Below are 17,616 nucleotides of genomic sequence, written 5' to 3' on the forward strand. Positions count from 1 at the left end.
CTCTCCTCACACGTATGGGTGACGTACTCGTACGTACTCGCCATCTCTTACGAGCACGTCACCTTACGCGTTCGGGTCGCCCCGGCGGCAGCTCCGGACCGGTTACACCGTGTACTCGTCGGCGGCGCTCAGCGCCGCGTCCAGGGCCGCCAGGCCCTCCTTCAGCTCGGCCTCGGACACGTTGCAGGGCGGGACGATGTGGGTCCGGTTCATGTTGATGAAGGGCCACAGTCCGCGCTGCTTGGCGGCGGCGCCGAACGCGGCCATGGGGGCGTTCGCCTCGCCGGCCGCGTTGTAGGGCACCAGCGGCTCCCGGGTCTCCCGGTTCTTCACCAGGTCCAGCGCCCAGAACATGCCGACGCCACGGACCTCGCCGACGCTCGGGTGCCGCTCGGCCAGCTCGGCCAGGGCCGGTCCGACGACGCTCTCGCCGAGCCGCTTGGCGTTCTCGACGACGCCCTCCTGCGCCATCACGTTGATCGTGGCGACGGCGGCGGCGCAGGCCAGCGGGTGCCCGGAGTAGGTGAGCCCGCCGGGGTAGGCCCGCTTGCCGAAGGTCTCGGCGATCTTCTCGGAGATGGCCACACCACCGAGGGGCACGTAACCCGAGTTCACACCCTTGGCGAAGGTCATCAGGTCCGGCACGACACCGAACAGGTCCGCCGCGAACCACTCACCGGTCCGCCCGAACCCGGCCATGACCTCGTCCAGGATGAACACGATCCCGTACTTGTCGCAGATCTCCCGGACGCCGGCCAGGTACCCGGGCGGCGGCACCATGATCCCGGCGGTGCCGGGCACGGTCTCCAGGATGATCGCCGCGACCGTCCCCGGACCCTCGAAGGCGATCGTCGTCTCCAGGTGCTCCAGCGCCCGCGCGGTCTCCTGCTCCTCGGTCTCGGAGTAGAAGCGGGAGCGGTACAGGAAGGGCGCCCAGAAGTGGACGACACCGGCGCTGCCGCTGTCGGAGGGCCAGCGGCGCGGGTCACCGGTGATGTTCACGGCCTGCTGGGTGCCGCCGTGGTACGAGCGGTACGCCGAGAGCACCTTCGGGCGGCCCGTGTGCAGCCGGGCCATGCGCACCGCGTGCTCGACGGCGTCCGCGCCGCCGTTGGTGAAGAAGATCTTGTCCAGGTCGCCGGGGGTCCGCTCAGCGATCAGCCGGGCCGCCTCCGAGCGCGCCTCCACGGCGAACGCCGGCGCGAACGTCGTCATCTTCGCCGCCTGCTCCTGGATCGCGGCGACGACCTTGGGGTGCTGGTAGCCGATGTTGGTGAAGACGAGTCCGCTGGTGAAGTCCAGGTACCGCCTGCCGTCGTAGTCCCAGAAGTACGACCCCTCGGCGCCGGCGACGGCGAGCGGGTCGATGAGGTCCTGGGCGGACCAGGAGTGGAAGACATGCGCACGGTCCGCGGCCTTCACCGCGGCGCCGGCTTCGGGGCTGAGCTGAGGGGTCATGCGGGCGAGCGTAAATGTCCGGGATGCGGACGCGACATCGGCGTCTTGTTCCGTGGGCGGGGCTTTTCCGCGACAGGTTGTCGACGGGAGACGGGTCTACGACCGCCTCGCCGACCGGGAGACGGGCAGACGAGCGCGTACCCCGGGTGTGCCGCGACGAGCTGGGCCCGCCCGGCGCCGCTGTTACGGAACCGTAGACCCAGGTCCGCGCGACGCCCCGTGCGATCGCACTATTCTCGGTCCGTTGCAGACCTATGGGGGGAAGGCGGCGCGGGGATGGACAAGCTGGGACCGGGGGATCCGCAGAGGATCGGGGCGTACCGGCTGCTCGCGCGGCTCGGCGCGGGCGGTATGGGGCATGTGTACCTGGCCCGGTCGGACCGGGGTCGTACCGTCGCCGTGAAGCTGGTCCGCGAGGAGCTGGCCGAGCAGGAGGAGTTCCGGGCCCGGTTCCGGCAGGAGGTGACGGCCGCGCAGCGGGTCGGCGGGCACTGGACCGCGCCCGTGCTGGACGCGGACACCGAGGCCGCGGTGCCCTGGGTGGCCACCGGGTACGTCGCCGGGCCCAGCCTGCAGCAGGTCGTCTCACACGATCACGGGGCGCTGCCCGAGCGGTCGGTACGGATCCTCGCGGCGGGGCTCGCGCACGCGCTCAAGGACATCCATGCGGCGGGGATCGTGCACCGGGATCTGAAGCCGTCCAACGTGCTCGTCACCATCGACGGGCCGCGGGTGATCGACTTCGGGATCGCGCGGGCGATGGAGACCATGGCGGGGGACGGGCTGACCCGTACCGGATCGCTGGTGGGGTCGCCCGGGTTCATGGCGCCGGAGCAGGTGCGGGGGGATCGGATCACGCCCGCGTGCGATGTCTTCTGCCTGGGGTCCGTGCTCGCCTATGCCTCCACCGGTGTGCTGCCCTTCGGCGGTGCCAACAGTGGGGTGCATGCCCTGATGTTCCGGATCGCTCAGGAGGAGCCGGATCTGGAGGGGGTGCCGGAGGGGATCGCGGATCTGGTGCGGGACTGCTTGAAGAAGGATCCCGCTGCGCGGCCTTCGCTGGATCGGATTCTGGAGCGGACGGGGGCGGAGGACACGGTGTCCGGGGGGCGGTCCCGGGATCCCTGGCTGCCGGGGGCGTTGGTGGCGCAGCTGGGGCGGCATGCTGTGCAGCTGTTGGATGCGGAGGATCCGGCTTCTGATTCGATGCCGGGTGCGGGTGCGGGTGCGGGTGCGGGTGCGGGTGCGGGTGCGGGTGCGGGTGCGGGTGCGGGTGCGGGTGCGGGTGCGTCGGGGGGCACCCGGCCTTCGGCCGGGTCTGGGTTCCCACCCGCGCCACCCGTGCGGGAAGCGTCGTCGGGTGCGGGTGGCCCTGGTGGGGCGGAAGCGCCGTCGGCGGGTGCGGGTGCGGGTGCGCCGGGGGTGCCTGCTCCTGCTTGGGTGCGTCAGCAAGGAGGTGGTGGGTCGCCTGAGCATGCTTCTGCCGCTGATGATGTTTCCGCGGCGCCGCCCTCGCCCTCGGTGCCGGGTGGTGCGCCCGTCAATCATCTTCCCACCGTGGTTTCCGGGCAGACCCCGCCGCCCGCGCCGCCTCCCGCCGCTCCCGGGTACGGTGCGGCGGCCGGGCCCTACGCCTCGCCGGGGCAGTACGGCTATCCGCAGCAGCCCCAGCAGCATCCCCAGCCGCCTGTCGCCGCCTACGGCTACCCGCAGCAGTCGTACAACCCCTACGGCGGTGGCGGGCTCGGTTCCACCCCGCCCTACGGGCCGCCGCCGGTCGGGGTTCCGCACGGGCCCGAGCGCAGGAACGGGCGGTCCACCGCGCTGCTCGTCGTGATCGCGTTGGTGGTGGCGCTGGGCGCGGGTGGGTCGGTGTACGCGCTGATGAATCGTGGCGGGGACGACGACAAGGGCCGGGGGAAGGTCAGCCCCGCGCCCACCGTCACCACCACGGCGCCGGGCGGTACCTCGCCGGCGCCCACTCCCACGACCTCGGCGCCGTCCTCCTCCGCGCCCGCGGACGGGGTGATCCCGGCCGGCTACCTCGGCACCTGGGAGACCACGATCGACAACTCCAGCGGCACCAACACCCGTCAACTGACCATCCGGCAGGGGAAGGTGGGGGACGCCGTCCTCACGCTCGTCGCGGACGGGCCCACCGAGGGCGGCGGGACGTACCACTGCGTGTTCGAGGCGGAGCTCACCGAACAGCCGGGCACCGACGGGCCGCTGGAGATCGGGCCGTCGAGCGTCACCTCCGGCGAGCCGCTCTCGTCCTGCTCGCCGGGCGAGGCCACCGAGGTCACGCTGCTGTCGGACGGGCGCCTGAAGCGGGTGAAGAGGAGCGGCGGGGAGAGCCTGACGTACACCAAGCAGTGAGGCGAACCCGCCTCACCGCGGCGTCCGGTGTCTATCGAGGCTCAGGCGGCCGTTGCCGTGGCATGTTCGGGCGCGTCCCGTTCGCCGGCGGCAGCGGGAACCTGCCCACAGGGCCGCCCGATTCCACCCGTGCCCCGGACGCCACCGCCGCCTGGATGCCCAGCGGTGCCGAACCCGTGCGGAACTCCACCATCCAGTCGGCCGTCTCCGTCCGGACCAGCTCCATCACGTCCTCGGAGAACCGCCGCAGAACCCCCAGGCACCGCTCCGCAGCCTCACTGGCCGTCCCCTCCGCAGGCCCCAGAACCTCCCGCACGCTCTCCGACGCCCAGTCGAACTGCAACACCTGCAACCGCCGCTGCACGGCCTGCGCGGTCGCCACGTCCCTTATCCACCCGGACGTGACCCCGAAGAACCGGTCGACCGCGACACACGCCACCGCGAGCATCAGCGCCAGATACCCCCAGGCCGCCACCCCGCCGACCACCCCGGTCAGATCCAGCAACGGCAGCGCGGCCCCGCACACCGCCCCCGCCGCCGCCCCGGCGCGCAGCGCCCGCGCCCCGCGCCGCTTCCAGACCCGGTCCGCGAGATACCAGGACGCCGTCTGCAGTGCCCCCCGCTCCACCCACCGGTACAGCTCGTCGAGCCGCTCGGCGGGCTCCCCCCAGTCCCCGAGCGGAAACGACCGCCCGGTCAGATCGCCCGGCCGCGGCCCGGCCGCACCCTCGCCCCACCCGTCCTGAGGCGGACCCTCGGGCTGCATCTCCGGCTGAGCCACCCGGCACTCCCTACTGAACACGACACTGAACACGGCCCGTCACACTGCGTGACATTGCATGCCGATGCGGGCCACCCTTCCTACCGCCCAACGGGTGGCGAGGACGTAGCTTTCCTCTCTTTTCCGCTCGGAAGAGGGCCTTGATCAGGTATAGGCCTGCCGCCGCTCTCACTCGAAAGAGTGGCGGGGCGATGGCCGCGTAGACCACGTAGGCTCGTGCACAACGGAGAAACGACGCCGCAGGCGAAGAACGAAGAACGACGAGGAACCAGGAGCTGATCGTGATCCCCGGTGGTGGCCAGCCCAACATGCAGCAGTTGCTCCAGCAGGCTCAGAAGATGCAGCAGGACCTGCAGCAGGCGCAGGAGGAACTGGCGAACACGGAGGTCGACGGACAGGCGGGCGGCGGACTGGTACGGGCCACCGTCACCGGCGCCGGCGAGCTGCGCGGCCTGAAGATCGACCCGAAGGCGGTGGACCCGGAGGACACCGAGACCCTCGCCGACCTGATCGTGGCGGCCGTACAGGCGGCCAACCAGAACGCGCAGACGCTCCAGCAGCAGAAGCTGGGCCCCCTGGCGCAGGGCCTGGGCGGCGGCAGCGGCATCCCCGGCCTGCCTTTCTAAGACGGGCCGCGGCCAACTACCGTACGTACTGAAAGACTCCAGGAAGGGCAGTCCGTTGTACGAAGGCGTGGTTCAGGACCTCATCGACGAGCTGGGGCGGCTGCCCGGCGTCGGTCCCAAGAGCGCGCAGCGGATCGCCTTCCACATCCTGCAGGCGGAGCCGACGGACGTCCGGCGGCTCGCCCAGGCCCTCCTCGAGGTGAAGGCGAAGGTCCGCTTCTGCGCGGCCTGCGGCAACGTGGCACAGGAGGAGCTGTGCAACATCTGCCGCGACCCGCGCCGCGACTCCTCGGTCATCTGTGTCGTGGAGGAGCCCAAGGACGTCGTCGCCATCGAGCGCACCCGCGAGTTCCGCGGCCGTTACCACGTGCTCGGCGGCGCGATCAGCCCGATCGAGGGTGTCGGCCCGGACGACCTGCGTATACGAGAACTTCTCGCGCGGTTGGCCGACGGGACGGTCACGGAGCTGATCCTGGCCACGGACCCGAATCTGGAAGGCGAGGCCACGGCCACGTACCTCGCCCGCATGATCAAGCCCATGGGCCTCAAGGTCACCCGCCTGGCCAGCGGCCTCCCGGTGGGTGGCGACCTGGAATACGCGGACGAGGTCACCCTCGGCCGCGCCTTCGAGGGGAGACGACTCCTAGATGTCTGACGCCACGCTGCACGCGACCGGTCAGAACCCGGACGACTTCGCGGTCCAGATCGCGGACCAGGTCGAGAGCTTCCTGGTGGCCGTCACGGAGGTGGCGAAGGGCGACGAACCCGACTCGGCCGTCCCCTTCCTGCTTCTGGAGGTCTCCCAGCTCCTCCTGGCCGGCGGTCGTCTCGGCGCGCACGAGGACATCGTCCCCGACGAACGCTACGAGCCCGACCTCGGCCCCGAGCAGGACGTGGACGTACTCCGCGAGAACCTGGCCCGGCTCCTTGAGCCCATCGACGTCTACTCCGAGGTCTTCGACCCCTACGAGCCCCGGAAGGCCCCCGTCCCGGCCCGCATCTCGGACGACCTCGCCGACGTCGTCACCGACCTCCGCCACGGCATGGCCCACTACCGGGCGGGCCGCACGACGGAGGCCCTGTGGTGGTGGCAGTTCTCCTACTTCTCCAACTGGGGCGGCATCGCCTCCGCCGCCCTCCGCGCCCTCCAGTCCCTGGTGGCGCACGTCCGCCTCAACCAGCCCCTGGAAGAACTCGACGGCCTCGACACCGACCAGGCCACCATGGGCGACGAGACCCTGGAGTTCGAGGCCGGCCGGGTCATGGCCCGGGAGATCGGCGGACCGCTGGGGATGCGCCCGGGCAAGTAGCGCGCCGGGGCGGGCTCACAGCCCCCACAGGCCCTTCGTCAGCGTCGTCGCCCCGCCCGCGAGCGCGAGCAGCAGCACCAGCAGCCGCGCCCGCGGCTCGGGGACCCGTCCGGCGAGCGCCCGGCCGATCAGCGCCCCCGCGGCCATCGCGGCGACGGCCGTGACCCACTGGGCCGTCCCCAGCCGGGGCGTCCCGTTCGCGGCCACGGAGAAGGCGTTGACCAGGACGCCGTAGAACTGCGCGTTGGGCACGAACTCCCGTACGGTCCAGTCGGCGTTGACCGCGTAGAGGGAGACGGGCGGCCCGCCGACGCCCGCCGCGGAGTTCATGAAGCCGCCCACCGCACCGGCCGCGACCGCACCCCGCGTGCCCCGCAGCATCGGCACCCGCGCGCCCCGCATGACCAGCAGGACGGCGCATGTGACCAGCCCGCCCATGACCAGCAGCAGGACGGGCTCGGGCAGTTGGCGGGTCAGCCAGACCCCCGCCGGAACCGTGCACGCCGCGGCGACGCACAACGGCACCATCGCCCGCGGCCGCACCCGCCGCCACCCTCCGGCCAGGCCCACCACGCTGATGGCACCGGCGGCACAGTTGGATCAAGGGGCTGGGGCGGGCGCACGAGGCGGTGCTGCGCCCGAGGCGGTGCTGCGCCCGAGGCTTGAGCCTCGGGCTCCGAGCCCCTCCATGGGTTTCTGGGATGGGTGAAAACCAACCCAATCAACCAAGTCTGTACGTGAGTTGAGGCGGCGTACCTCGAAAGGGTGACGTTCCGTGATCGGCTTGCGTCGGAACGTAAAGTCACTCTAGGTCCGCGGCAAATAGATCGGCCCCGGTCGGTGCGCCAGCACCGGCTCCGGGGCCCAGGGGCCAGGCGCTCTGGGAGGGCGTACGAGCGTGTTTGAAAGTTAATCCACAGGAGCCACTGTGAGCCGGGGCACGTTTCGCGTGGCCTGCCGTGCGCTGGGCAGGTTCCGGGTCGCGAGCGCGTCGACCTCCCGCCGCCCGACGTCTCACCATGCGGGAGTAGGAAGGTGGATTTCGGACGCTCGTTAGACTGAGCCGACACAAACGAACCGAGCGAGGAGCGCACGTGGGCCTTGTCGTGCAGAAGTACGGAGGCTCCTCCGTAGCCGATGCCGAAGGCATCAAGCGCGTCGCCAAGCGGATCGTGGAAGCGAAGAAGAACGGCAACCAGGTGGTTGTCGTCGTTTCCGCGATGGGCGACACGACGGACGAGCTGATCGATCTCGCCGAGCAGGTTTCTCCGATGCCTGCCGGGCGTGAATTCGACATGCTGCTGACCGCCGGAGAGCGGATCTCCATGGCCCTGCTGGCCATGGCGATCAAAAACCTGGGTCACGAGGCCCAGTCGTTCACCGGCAGCCAGGCAGGCGTCATCACCGACTCGGTCCACAACAAAGCCCGGATCATCGACGTCACCCCGGGCCGGATCCGGGAGTCGCTGGACAAGGGCAACATCGCGATCGTCGCCGGGTTCCAGGGCGTCAGCCAGGACAAGAAGGACATCACCACGCTCGGTCGCGGTGGGTCCGACACCACGGCCGTGGCGCTGGCCGCCGCGCTCGACGCCGAGGTCTGCGAGATCTACACCGACGTCGACGGCGTGTTCACCGCCGACCCGCGTGTGGTGAAGAAGGCGAAGAAGATCGACTGGATCTCCTTCGAGGACATGCTGGAGCTCGCGGCCTCCGGCTCCAAGGTGCTGCTCCACCGCTGTGTGGAGTACGCGCGCCGCTACAACATCCCGATCCACGTCCGCTCCTCCTTCAGCGGGTTGCAGGGCACGTGGGTCAGCAGTGAGCCGATTGGGGACAAGAAGGTGGAGCAGGCCATCATCTCCGGTGTCGCGCACGACACCTCCGAGGCCAAGATCACGGTCGTCGGCGTGCCGGACAAGCCGGGTGAGGCCGCCGCGATCTTCCGGACCATCGCCGATGCCGAGATCAACATCGACATGGTCGTGCAGAACGTGTCGGCGGCCTCCACGGGCCTGACCGACATCTCCTTCACGCTGCCGAAGACCGAGGGCCGCAAGGCCATCGACGCGCTGGAGAAGAACCGCTCCGGCATCGGCTTCGACTCGCTGCGCTACGACGACCAGATCGGCAAGATCTCCCTCGTCGGCGCCGGTATGAAGACCAACCCGGGCGTCACCGCCTCCTTCTTCGAGGCGCTGAGCGACGCGGGCGTCAACATCGAGCTGATCTCGACCTCCGAGATCCGCATCTCGGTCGTCACCCGTGCCGACGACGTGCCGGAGGCCGTGCGCGCCGTGCACACCGCCTTCGGACTCGACTCCGACACCGACGAGGCCGTCGTCTACGGAGGCACGGGCCGGTAATGGCGCCGACCGGGAAGCCGACACTCGCGGTCGTGGGAGCGACCGGGGCCGTCGGCGCGGTCATGCTCCAGATCCTGTCCCAGCGCGCGGACGTCTGGGGCGAGATCCGTCTGATCGCCTCCCGGCGCTCGGCCGGCCGCAAGCTGGCCGTGCGCGGGGAGGAGGTCGAGGTGGTGGCCCTGACGGAGGACGCCTTCGACGGGGTCGACATCGCCATGTTCGACGTTCCCGACGAGGTCTCCGCCGAGTGGGCGCCGATCGCCGCCGCGCGCGGTGCGGTCGTCGTCGACAACTCGGGCGCCTTCCGGATGGACCCGGACGTGCCCCTCGTCGTCCCCGAGGTCAATCCGCACGCGGTGCGGAGCCGGCCGCGCGGGATCGTCGCCAACCCCAACTGCACGACCCTGTCGATGATCGTCGCCCTGGGCGCGCTGCACGCCGAGTTCGGGCTGCGCGAGCTGGTGGTGTCGTCGTACCAGGCGGTGAGCGGGGCGGGCCGGGCCGGGGTCGAGGCGCTGCGGGCCCAGCTGTCCCTGGTCGCCGGGACCGAACTGGGGACCAAGCCCGGTGACGTACGGCGGGCCGTCGGGGACGACACCGGGCCCTTCCCGGAGCCGGTCGCGCTGAACGTCGTCCCGTGGGCCGGATCGCTCAGGGAGGACGGCTGGTCGTCTGAGGAGATGAAGGTGCGGGACGAGTCCCGCAAGATCCTCGGACTTCCGCAGCTGCCGGTCGCCGTGACCTGTGTCCGGGTGCCGGTGATCACCACGCACTCGCTCACCGTCCACGCCCGCTTCCAGGGCGAGGTGACCGTCGACGGCGCCCGCGAGATCCTCGCCACCGCGCCCGGTGTCGTGCTCTACGACGACCCCGCCGCCGGTGAGTTCCCCACCCCCGCCGACGTGGTGGGCACCGACCCGACCTGGGTCGGGCGGGTGCGCCGGGCCCTCGACGACCCGACCGCGCTCGAACTCTTCGTCTGCGGCGACAACCTGCGCAAGGGCGCCGCGCTCAACACCGCGCAGATCGCCGAGCTGGTCGCCGCGGAATTCAGGGGAGAGGTACCCACCCGCGGTTAAGACGTTTGTAGGATCCAGGTAAGAAATGTGGCCGGGAGCATGGTCCAAACCACTTGAACCGCGCGCCCCGGCGACAGAGGATTTTCCTCCCCGCTCCTCGCAACCACGCGAAGGGCGGGGAGCGTCTTTGCGGTCACCTTTGCGGGGCGTGGGACGTGAGGATCCTGGCGTGGGGACGCCGTGATCGGGGCGTGGGGACGCCCGTTCAAATGGGATATAGGGGAAGAGCGGGGCGCATGACGGCACTTGGGACACCGTCGGTTGTCGGACATGTGACGCCCGGCACGTACAACCCTGGCGGGGGGAGACGTGTCCAACTGGCGTGGCAGAGGTACTCGAACTCAGTGCGGCCCGCGGCACCGCTGCGCTCCGGCCGCCCCGCGCGGCACTCCGGCCGCGCGTTCCCGGCGGCATGCCGGTGATCGCGCCCATGCCCGCAGCGCGGCCCGCCCGCATACCCGGTCAGCGTGACGGTTCCGACGACGGCGCGGCCGACACCGCCACCGCGGACACCGTGGTCGCCGGCACGACCGTCGACCACCTCACCGAGACCTACCGGGCGCACTACCGCTCGCTGCTGGGCCTCGCCGCGCTCCTCCTCGACGACACCGCCTCCTGCGAGGACGTCGTGCAGGAGGCCTTCATCCGCGTCCACTCGGCCCGCAAGCGCGTCCGCGACCCCGAGAAGACCCTGGCCTACCTGCGGCAGACGGTCGTGAACCTGTCCCGCTCCGCCCTGCGCCGGCGCATCCTCGGCCTGAAGCTCCTCTCCAAGCCGATGCCGGACATGGCGAGCGCGGAGGAGGGCGCCTACGACTCGCTGGAGCGGCGCGACCTCATCAAGGCGATGAAGGGCCTGCAGCGCCGCCAGCGCGAGGTCCTCGTCCTGCGCTACTTCGCGGACATGACGGAGGCGCAGGTCGCCGAGACGCTCGGCATCTCGCTGGGCTCGGTGAAGGCGTACGGCTCGCGGGGCATCGCCGCGCTGCGGACGGCCATGGAGACACCGGCATGAGCGAGCACGCCGAAGGGGGCGATTCCCATGCAGGCCCTTCCCGCGAAGGCCACGCCCAGGGACGCCATGAGCCCCACGCCTGGCACGAACCGACGAAGCAGTACGAGCAAGAGCACACGCAATCGCACGCTGGGAACGGAACTGTGAACCACGGCCCCGACGAAAAGGGCCCCGAGGGGCTCGGCCCGGGCCCGGACGGGCTCGGCTCGGACGAGCTGGACCTGCGCCGGCTGCTGCACTCCGCGGTCGACGACCTCGAACCGCGCACCGGCACGCTGGACCATCTGCGCAAAGCCGTGCCCGCCCGGCGGGCCCGCAAGCGCCAGGCCGCCGTCGGCATGGCCGCCGCCGCCCTGTTCGTGGGCACGGCGATTCCCGCGCTGATCCACGTCTCGAACTCCACCGGCACCGACACCAACACCGCCATGGCCGGGCAGACCTCCCAGGCCCAGGGGGGCGCCACCCAGGGGAAGAACCCGGACGGCGGCTCCAACAGCGTCGGTGGCTCCCACGGCAAGACCCCCGGGCACGGCAAGGACAGCACCAAGGGCGGTGAGCCGGGCAAGACCGGCGGCAACGGCACCGGCTCGACCACCGGCGCCAACCCGTCCGCCACCCTGGCCGCGGGCACCCCGGTGTGCACGGCGGCCCAGCTCGGCTCCGCCACCCAGACCGTCGACGCCCCCGACTCCGCGGGTGTGGTCTACGGCACCTTCCGCGTCACCAACATCTCCTCCGCCGGCTGTACCGTCGGCGGCCCGGGCACGATCGGCGTCTCGGCGCAGGGGGCCGCGGATCCCGCCAAGGTCCTCAGCGCCCGGCATGTGGCGGGGGACGCGGCGGCGTCGCTGCCCGACCCCTCCCTGGAGGTCTCGGCGCTGGTCCTGCAGCCGGGCGCGGCCTACGAGGAGAAGTTCGCCTTCGTGCCGTCCGAGACCTGCCCCACCACCGGTGGCTCCACCACCACCGGCGGCGCGGACACCGGCGGTCCCTCGCCCGACCCGACGCCCAGCCAGGACGCCGGTGCCACCGGGAGCACGGACACCACCGGCACCACGTCCTCCGGCACCACCACCCAGCTCGTCACCGAGGACGGCGGGACGGCCGACGGCAGCGTCCTCGTCACCCACACCGCGCAGGTGGGCTCGCCCACCGTCTCGGCGACCGTGCCGAACGCGTGCGCCGGGACGGTGTACTACACCGGGGTGCTCGCGGGGGCGTAGCCAGGAGCCGTGGTCCGGTGCCGTGGTCCGGTGCTGTGGCCAGAGGCCGTGGTCAGACGGTGGCGGCCGGGGCGGAGGTGTTCTCCTGCTCCTCCGGCACCAGGCCGAGCGCCGCGTCCCGCTGGAACTCCACCTCGCGGCGCAGCAGCCGGAACCACATGAAGACCACGAAGCCCGCGAAGACGAACCACTCACCGGTGTAGCCGAGGTTCTGGAACGCCTTCAGGTCGAGACCGGTGCCGGCCGGCGCGGTCGCGGGCACGGCCTTCATGCCCGCGTCGGCCTTGTCGAGGGTGACCCAGGCGTCGTACAGCCTGTCCGGCACCAGGTTCACCAGCGAGGCCGCGCTGATCGCCGCCGTCTGCCCGGCGGGCAGCCCGCCCTGGGCACTGACCCCGTTGTCCCCCGGGGTCTCGGAGGCCTGCAGCGCGCCGGTGACGGTGACCTCGCCGGCCGGCGGGGCGGGGGCCTTCGCCGGATCCGCCTTGCCGGGCAGCCAGCCCCGCACCACGGGCAGCGCGCTGCCGGAGTCGGTGCGCAGCAGCGTCAGCACGTAGAAGCCCTGCTTGCCGTCCAGTTCCCGGCCCGGCACGAGCAGCTGCTTGCCGTACCGGCCGCTCGCGGTGACCCGGCGTCCCGAGGTGCTCTTGTCGACGGGCAGCATCCCGGCCAGCGGACGGGCCGCCTCGTGTCCGTCGGAGGCGGCCTGCTCGGTCGCGGCGCGGTGGTCCTGCACCCGCCCCTCGAACCGGCTCAGCTGCCACGACCCCATGAAGACGCAGAACGGGATGGCGAGCAGCACGAAGACGTTGATGCCCCACCAGCGGGGTGTCAGCAGAAACCGGTACACGCCCTCAACGGTACGGCGCCGGTGCCCGGCCTCGGGCGGGGGGTTAGGAACTGCTGGCTCTTAACTGCGTTCAAGCGCGTCCTGGCGGGACGAGCGAGTACCGCCTGTCGGCGCCGGGCTCAGTTGACAGGCTTGCCGTGGAAGCGAACGAGGGTTTGTGTGCCGAATGGGTGACCTCCTTGGCTGGGGCTCGTTGGATGCCGTGACGGGATCTTCGGCACTGGTGGAGTGCTGCGGGTGTCGGAGACGGATGCGATGGTGCTGCGCGAGGTCGGGGCGTTCCTTGGTTCGTTGGCCACCGGTGACCTCGCGGTGCGTTCCCGGCAGGGGCTTTCTCACGATGCCTGCGGCTCACACGTGTGTGCGGAGTCGGTGGGCGAGTGGGGAAGTTGTCCACAGGCTGGGTACACCCGCCAGCGCACTGTGGGTGCGGCCAGGCAGTATGGGCGCATGACTGGGGCCATGAGTGAGAGCAGCACGCCGGACACAGCGGACATGCCGGACTGGGAGAAGCGCTTCCGGGCGCCGCGGGTCTCGCTGCCCGACTGGGCGGAGGACGCGCCGGACCGCTCCCTGTTCGTGTCGAACGCGACGGGCACGTACGAGCTGTACGCGTGGGACCGGGCGACGGGCGAGCAGCGGCAGGCGACGGACCGGCCGAACGGCACGACGGACGGCGTGCTCTCCCCGGACGGCGCGTGGATCTGGTGGTTCGACGACAAGGACGGCGACGAGTTCGGCATCTGGCGCCGCCAGCCCTTCGGGGGCGGGGCGGACGAGACCGCCGTGCCCGGCCTGGAGCCCTCCTACCCGGCCGGTCTGGGCCTCGCCCGTGACGGACGTACGGCGGTGGTCGGCCGCTCGACGGACGAGGACGGCACGACCATCCACCTCGCGCGCGAGGGCGAGAACCCGGTCGAGATCTACCGGCACCGCGAGTCGGCGGGCGTCGGCGACCTCTCCTACGACGGCTCCCTGATCGCGATCGAGCACACCGAGCACGGCGACGCCATGCACGCGGCCCTGCGCGTGCTGCGCCCGGACGGCACGACGGTCGCCGAGCTGGACGACACCAAGGGCGGCGCCGAGGAGCTGGGGCTGGAGATCCTCGGCTTCGCACCGGTGGCCGGCGACACCCGCCTGCTCATCGGCCACCAGCGCCGGGGCCGCTGGGAACCGCTGGTGTGGAACGTGGCGACGGGCGAGGAGAGCGACCTCGCCCTCGACCTGCCCGGCGACGTGGCCGCCGAGTGGTACCCGGACGGCAGCGCCCTGCTCATCGCCCACAGCTTCGAGGCCCGCAGCGAGCTGTTTCGTTACGACCCGGCAGCGCGCGAGCTGACCCGCATCCCCACCCCGCCCGGCACGGTCTCCGGGGCGACCGCCCGCCCCGACGGCAGCGTGGAGTACCTGTGGTCGTCGGCCGCCGAGCCGCCCGCGGTCCGCTCCACCACCGGCGAGGTGGTCCTGGACCCGCCCGGCATGAAGTGCCCGCCGTCCGTGCCGGTCGAGGACGCGTGGGTGGACGGCCCCGGCGGCCGCATCCACGCCCTGATCCAGAAGCCCGCCGGTGCCACCGGCCCCCTCCCCACGGTCTTCGACCTGCACGGCGGCCCGACCTGGCACGACAGCGACTCCTTCGCCGCGGGCCCGGCCGCCTGGGTGGACCGGGGCTACGCGGTGATCCGCATCAACTACCGCGGCTCCACGGGATACGGCCGCGCCTGGACGGACGCCCTGAAGCACCGGGTCGGCCTGATCGAACTGGAGGACGTGGCCGCCGTCCGCGAGTGGGCGATCCGCTCCGGCCTCGCCGACCCCGAGCGGCTGATCCTCACCGGCGGTTCCTGGGGCGGCTACCTCACCCTCCTCGGCGTCGGCACCCAGCCTCAGGCGTGGGCGGTGGGCATCGCGGTCGTGCCGGTCGCGGACTACGTCACCGCGTACCACGACGAGATGGAGTCCCTGAAGGCCATGGACCGCACCCTGCTGGGCGGCACCCCGGAGGAGGTCCCGGAGCGCTTCGAGGCGTCCTCCCCGCTCACCTACGTGGACCAGGTCAAGGCACCGGTCTACATCTCCGCGGGCGTCAACGACCCCCGCTGCCCCATCCGCCAGATCGACAACTACGTCAAGCGCCTGGAGGCTCGCGGCGCGGTCCACGAGGTGTACCGCTACGACGCCGGGCACGGCTCACTGGTGGTGGACGAGCGGATCAAGCAGCTGAGACTGGAGATGGAGTTCGCCGGCAGGCACCTGGCAGGGGAGTGAGGCCCGTGGGCGTCCCGCGGGTGCGGGACGCCCACCGGAGGGTGCGGTCGGCCGGCACGGTCGGTCAGTTCACGCAGCCGGTACGGCTCCCGCCGGGCGGCAGTTGTCGGGTGCGTTGCCGGTGACCAGGACGCCGCCGCCCACGTCGCCGGGCACGCTCCCATAGCGGACGTCGACGGAGTTCAGCCCCCGGATCCACCCGTCCGGCCGCTTCGAGAGGACCCGCAGCGACCCGCAGGACCCCTGCTCAGCCCAGCTCGGCCAGGCCCCGACGGGTGGCGGCGACCACGACCCGGTCCCCCTTGCGCAGCACGTAGTCGCCGGGGACATCGGCGCGGCCCTCCAACGCCAGCACCCGGAACGCCCCCGCCCGGAACGCCTCCGCCACGCTCCGCCCCTCCAGCTCCGGATGCCCGGCCACCTCGACGGCGGCGAGCAGCAGCACCCGCCGCTCCACCGGAATCGCCCCCAGCACCTGCCGCCCCAGCATCGCTCCCGCGAACGCGGGGGCGGCCAGATGCGACACGCTCCGGCTGCGCGTGGACGCCTGCGGATGGGCGGCCCGCAGCGTCCGGTACACCGCGGTCGCGAAGTCGTCGTCGTACAGCCGCAGCACCACCCGCAGATCCGGCCGCACGGACCGCGCGTACAGCACGGCCTCCAGATTCGTCGTGTCCGCGCTGGTCACCGAGAGCAGCGCATGGGCCCGGTGGATCTTCGCGGCCTCCAGCACCCCCTCCTGCGTGACGTCCCCCAGCACCACCGGCACCCGCAGCCGCCGCGCGGTGGCGAGCCCCCGCGCCTCCGGGTCGGACTCCACGCACACCACGGGAATGTGCAGCTCCCGCAGCCGGGTCAGCACCCGCGTACCGATCTTCCCTAGTCCCAGCAGCACCACATGCCCGCCGAGCCCGCGCGGCGGCTTGCGCAGCGCGGACGCGGTCCGGAAGGTGCCCAGCGCCTCGAGCACCGCCGCCAGCAGCACCGGCAGCAACAGCAACCCGACCAGCCCGGAGAGGAGTTGGAGGATCTGCCGTCCGAGGGGCGCCCCGAGCGCCGGGTCGTCGATCGCGAACAGGTCCAGCAGCGTCAGGTAGAAGGCCCCCAGCGGATGGATCCCGGTGACCACCCACAACGCGACCGCGAGCGCGACCACACACCCCACGAGCCCGGCCAGCGACCACCGCAGCCGCCGCGAGAAGAGGGAGGCGAGCGGCGGTACGACCCCCATCCCGCGTCCGGCCGCGGCCGCCTCGGGGCCGCCGAAGGCGGACACCTGCTCCAGCACCACGGCGGCCCGCCCGGCTGCCCGCCGTACCTCCTCGTCGTCCGGCAGCAGCACGGGTTCCTGCTCCCTGCCGCCGTCGGCCCCGTCCGCCCCGGCGGGATCCGTGCCGGGCGCCGAGAGCAGGGCCAGGGTGCACAGCCCGGGAGCGGCGATCTGCCCGTCCCCGGACGGCACCCGCTCCACGGCCCGCAGCAGCAGGCTCTCGGTCTGTACGACCTTGGTGGTGCCGGCGACGGCGGCCGCGGCCAGCGCGGGCGCGGCGGTGTCGGCGTCGGACAGCACGGTCGTGGACGCCTCCGCGTCATCGGCCGCCCCCGCGCCGGACGCCAACGCGGCAGCCTGGTCGAGGAGTTCCTCGATGTGCTGGCCCAACCGGCGGTTGTACAGCCGCAGGACGAGCCGCAGGCGGGGGTTGAGCCGACGGGCGGTCAGCGCGGCGCGGATGTTGGTCTCGTCGTCGTCATGGACGAGCGCCAGTGCGGCGGCCCGCTCCACACCGGCCTCGGCGAGCACGGCCTCGGTGAGCTCCAGGGCCTCCAACACCCGCTCGCCGTCGCCCCGATGGGCGTTGCCACCGTTGCCGCCGCTCCCGGTCGCGCCGTTGCCGCCGTTGCCACCGCCCAGTCCGACGGCGGCGTTGACCACGCGGTCGAGCAGCGCGGCCGAGGCGGCCCGGGCCCGCCCGACCACCGGGAGCCGTGCCGTGCGCTCGTTCGGCGGCATCACCAGGGTGACCTGCTCGCCGTGGACCCCGCGCAACTCGGCGGCCAGCCGGTGCGCGAGCCCGTCGTCACCGCAGACCACCATGTGCGCCGCCGGGGCGCCGGACCCACCTTGATACGGAACGCTCGCCACGAGGGAAAAGACTGCCCCAAGGAGACAGGTGGTTCCAGCAACGAGGTGAACACCCGTGCCCACCATCGCGTATTGATGGGGAGGGAGAGGCAGCGCACAGCCGGAGGTACTCGCC

13 protein-coding genes and 1 pseudogene are annotated in these 17,616 nt (G+C 72.0%); 9 read left to right on the forward strand and 5 right to left on the reverse strand.

Annotated elements, in window-relative coordinates:
• Positions 1–102: 102 nt before the first annotated feature.
• Positions 103–1,458, reverse strand: a complete 1,356-nt coding sequence (locus ACWC5O_RS33315; protein ID WP_450590610.1) for an aminotransferase class III-fold pyridoxal phosphate-dependent enzyme — start codon at positions 1,456–1,458, stop codon at positions 103–105.
• A 276-nt stretch (positions 1,459–1,734) separates the two neighbouring features.
• On the opposite strand from ACWC5O_RS33315, the gene ACWC5O_RS33320 reads away from it, so the two are divergent.
• On the forward strand, positions 1,735–3,837 hold the full coding sequence (locus ACWC5O_RS33320; protein WP_450781133.1) for a protein kinase domain-containing protein: 2,103 nt from the start codon (positions 1,735–1,737) through the stop codon (positions 3,835–3,837).
• Between the two features lie 31 nt (positions 3,838–3,868).
• Here the strand turns inward: ACWC5O_RS33320 and ACWC5O_RS33325 are convergent, their stop codons facing one another.
• Complete coding sequence (locus ACWC5O_RS33325) at positions 3,869–4,618, reverse strand: SLATT domain-containing protein (RefSeq protein ID WP_450590607.1); 750 nt, start codon at positions 4,616–4,618, stop codon at positions 3,869–3,871.
• 281 nt (positions 4,619–4,899) lie between these two features.
• Between ACWC5O_RS33325 and ACWC5O_RS33330 the strand changes: the two genes are divergently transcribed.
• From ACWC5O_RS33330 to ACWC5O_RS33340, 3 genes are read left to right on the forward strand one after another with little or no spacing between them, the layout of a single operon-like run.
• Entirely contained in the window at positions 4,900–5,244 is a 345-nt protein-coding gene (locus ACWC5O_RS33330) for a YbaB/EbfC family nucleoid-associated protein (protein WP_450590606.1), read from the forward strand.
• Positions 5,245–5,299: 55 nt separating this feature from the next.
• Entirely contained in the window at positions 5,300–5,899 is a 600-nt protein-coding gene (recR, locus tag ACWC5O_RS33335) for a recombination mediator RecR (RefSeq protein ID WP_450590605.1), read from the forward strand.
• On the forward strand, positions 5,892–6,554 hold the full coding sequence (locus ACWC5O_RS33340; RefSeq protein ID WP_450590604.1) for a DUF5063 domain-containing protein: 663 nt from the start codon (positions 5,892–5,894) through the stop codon (positions 6,552–6,554). The genes recR and ACWC5O_RS33340 overlap by 8 nt, the downstream gene beginning before the upstream one ends.
• Positions 6,555–6,569: 15 nt before the next feature.
• On the opposite strand, the pseudogene ACWC5O_RS33345 reads toward ACWC5O_RS33340, so the two are convergent.
• Positions 6,570–7,154 (reverse strand): annotated as a pseudogene (locus ACWC5O_RS33345) (TSUP family transporter); the annotation flags it as partial.
• 494 nt (positions 7,155–7,648) lie between these two features.
• Between ACWC5O_RS33345 and ACWC5O_RS33350 the strand changes: the two are divergent.
• The 4 genes from ACWC5O_RS33350 to ACWC5O_RS33365 all read left to right on the forward strand — a co-directional run bounded on the left by ACWC5O_RS33350 (position 7,649) and on the right by ACWC5O_RS33365 (position 12,237).
• The gene (locus tag ACWC5O_RS33350; RefSeq protein WP_450590603.1) at positions 7,649–8,920 is read left to right on the forward strand and encodes an aspartate kinase; all 1,272 of its coding nucleotides are present in this window, start codon (positions 7,649–7,651) and stop codon (positions 8,918–8,920) included.
• Positions 8,920–9,999: an aspartate-semialdehyde dehydrogenase gene (locus ACWC5O_RS33355; RefSeq protein ID WP_450590602.1), complete on the forward strand. Its 1,080-nt coding sequence runs from the start codon at positions 8,920–8,922 to the stop codon at positions 9,997–9,999. The genes ACWC5O_RS33350 and ACWC5O_RS33355 overlap by 1 nt, the downstream gene beginning before the upstream one ends.
• A 322-nt stretch (positions 10,000–10,321) precedes the next feature.
• Complete coding sequence (locus tag ACWC5O_RS33360; RefSeq protein ID WP_450590601.1) at positions 10,322–11,014, forward strand: SigE family RNA polymerase sigma factor; 693 nt, start codon at positions 10,322–10,324, stop codon at positions 11,012–11,014.
• A gap of 143 nt (positions 11,015–11,157) precedes the next feature.
• Entirely contained in the window at positions 11,158–12,237 is a 1,080-nt protein-coding gene (locus ACWC5O_RS33365) for a hypothetical protein (RefSeq protein WP_450590600.1), read from the forward strand.
• 52 nt (positions 12,238–12,289) lie between these two features.
• Here the strand turns inward: ACWC5O_RS33365 and ACWC5O_RS33370 are convergent, their stop codons facing one another.
• On the reverse strand, positions 12,290–13,087 hold the full coding sequence (locus tag ACWC5O_RS33370; RefSeq protein WP_450590599.1) for an SURF1 family protein: 798 nt from the start codon (positions 13,085–13,087) through the stop codon (positions 12,290–12,292).
• Between the two features lie 462 nt (positions 13,088–13,549).
• Between ACWC5O_RS33370 and ACWC5O_RS33375 the strand changes: the two genes are divergently transcribed.
• Entirely contained in the window at positions 13,550–15,358 is a 1,809-nt protein-coding gene (locus ACWC5O_RS33375; RefSeq protein ID WP_450590598.1) for a prolyl oligopeptidase family serine peptidase, read from the forward strand.
• A 247-nt stretch (positions 15,359–15,605) separates the two neighbouring features.
• On the opposite strand, the gene ACWC5O_RS33380 is transcribed toward ACWC5O_RS33375, so the two are convergent.
• The gene (locus ACWC5O_RS33380) at positions 15,606–17,453 is read right to left on the reverse strand and encodes an NAD-binding protein (protein WP_450590699.1); all 1,848 of its coding nucleotides are present in this window, start codon (positions 17,451–17,453) and stop codon (positions 15,606–15,608) included.
• Between the last annotated feature and the right edge of the window lie 163 nt (positions 17,454–17,616).

This window comes from Streptomyces sp. NPDC001450 (assembly GCF_053597295.1).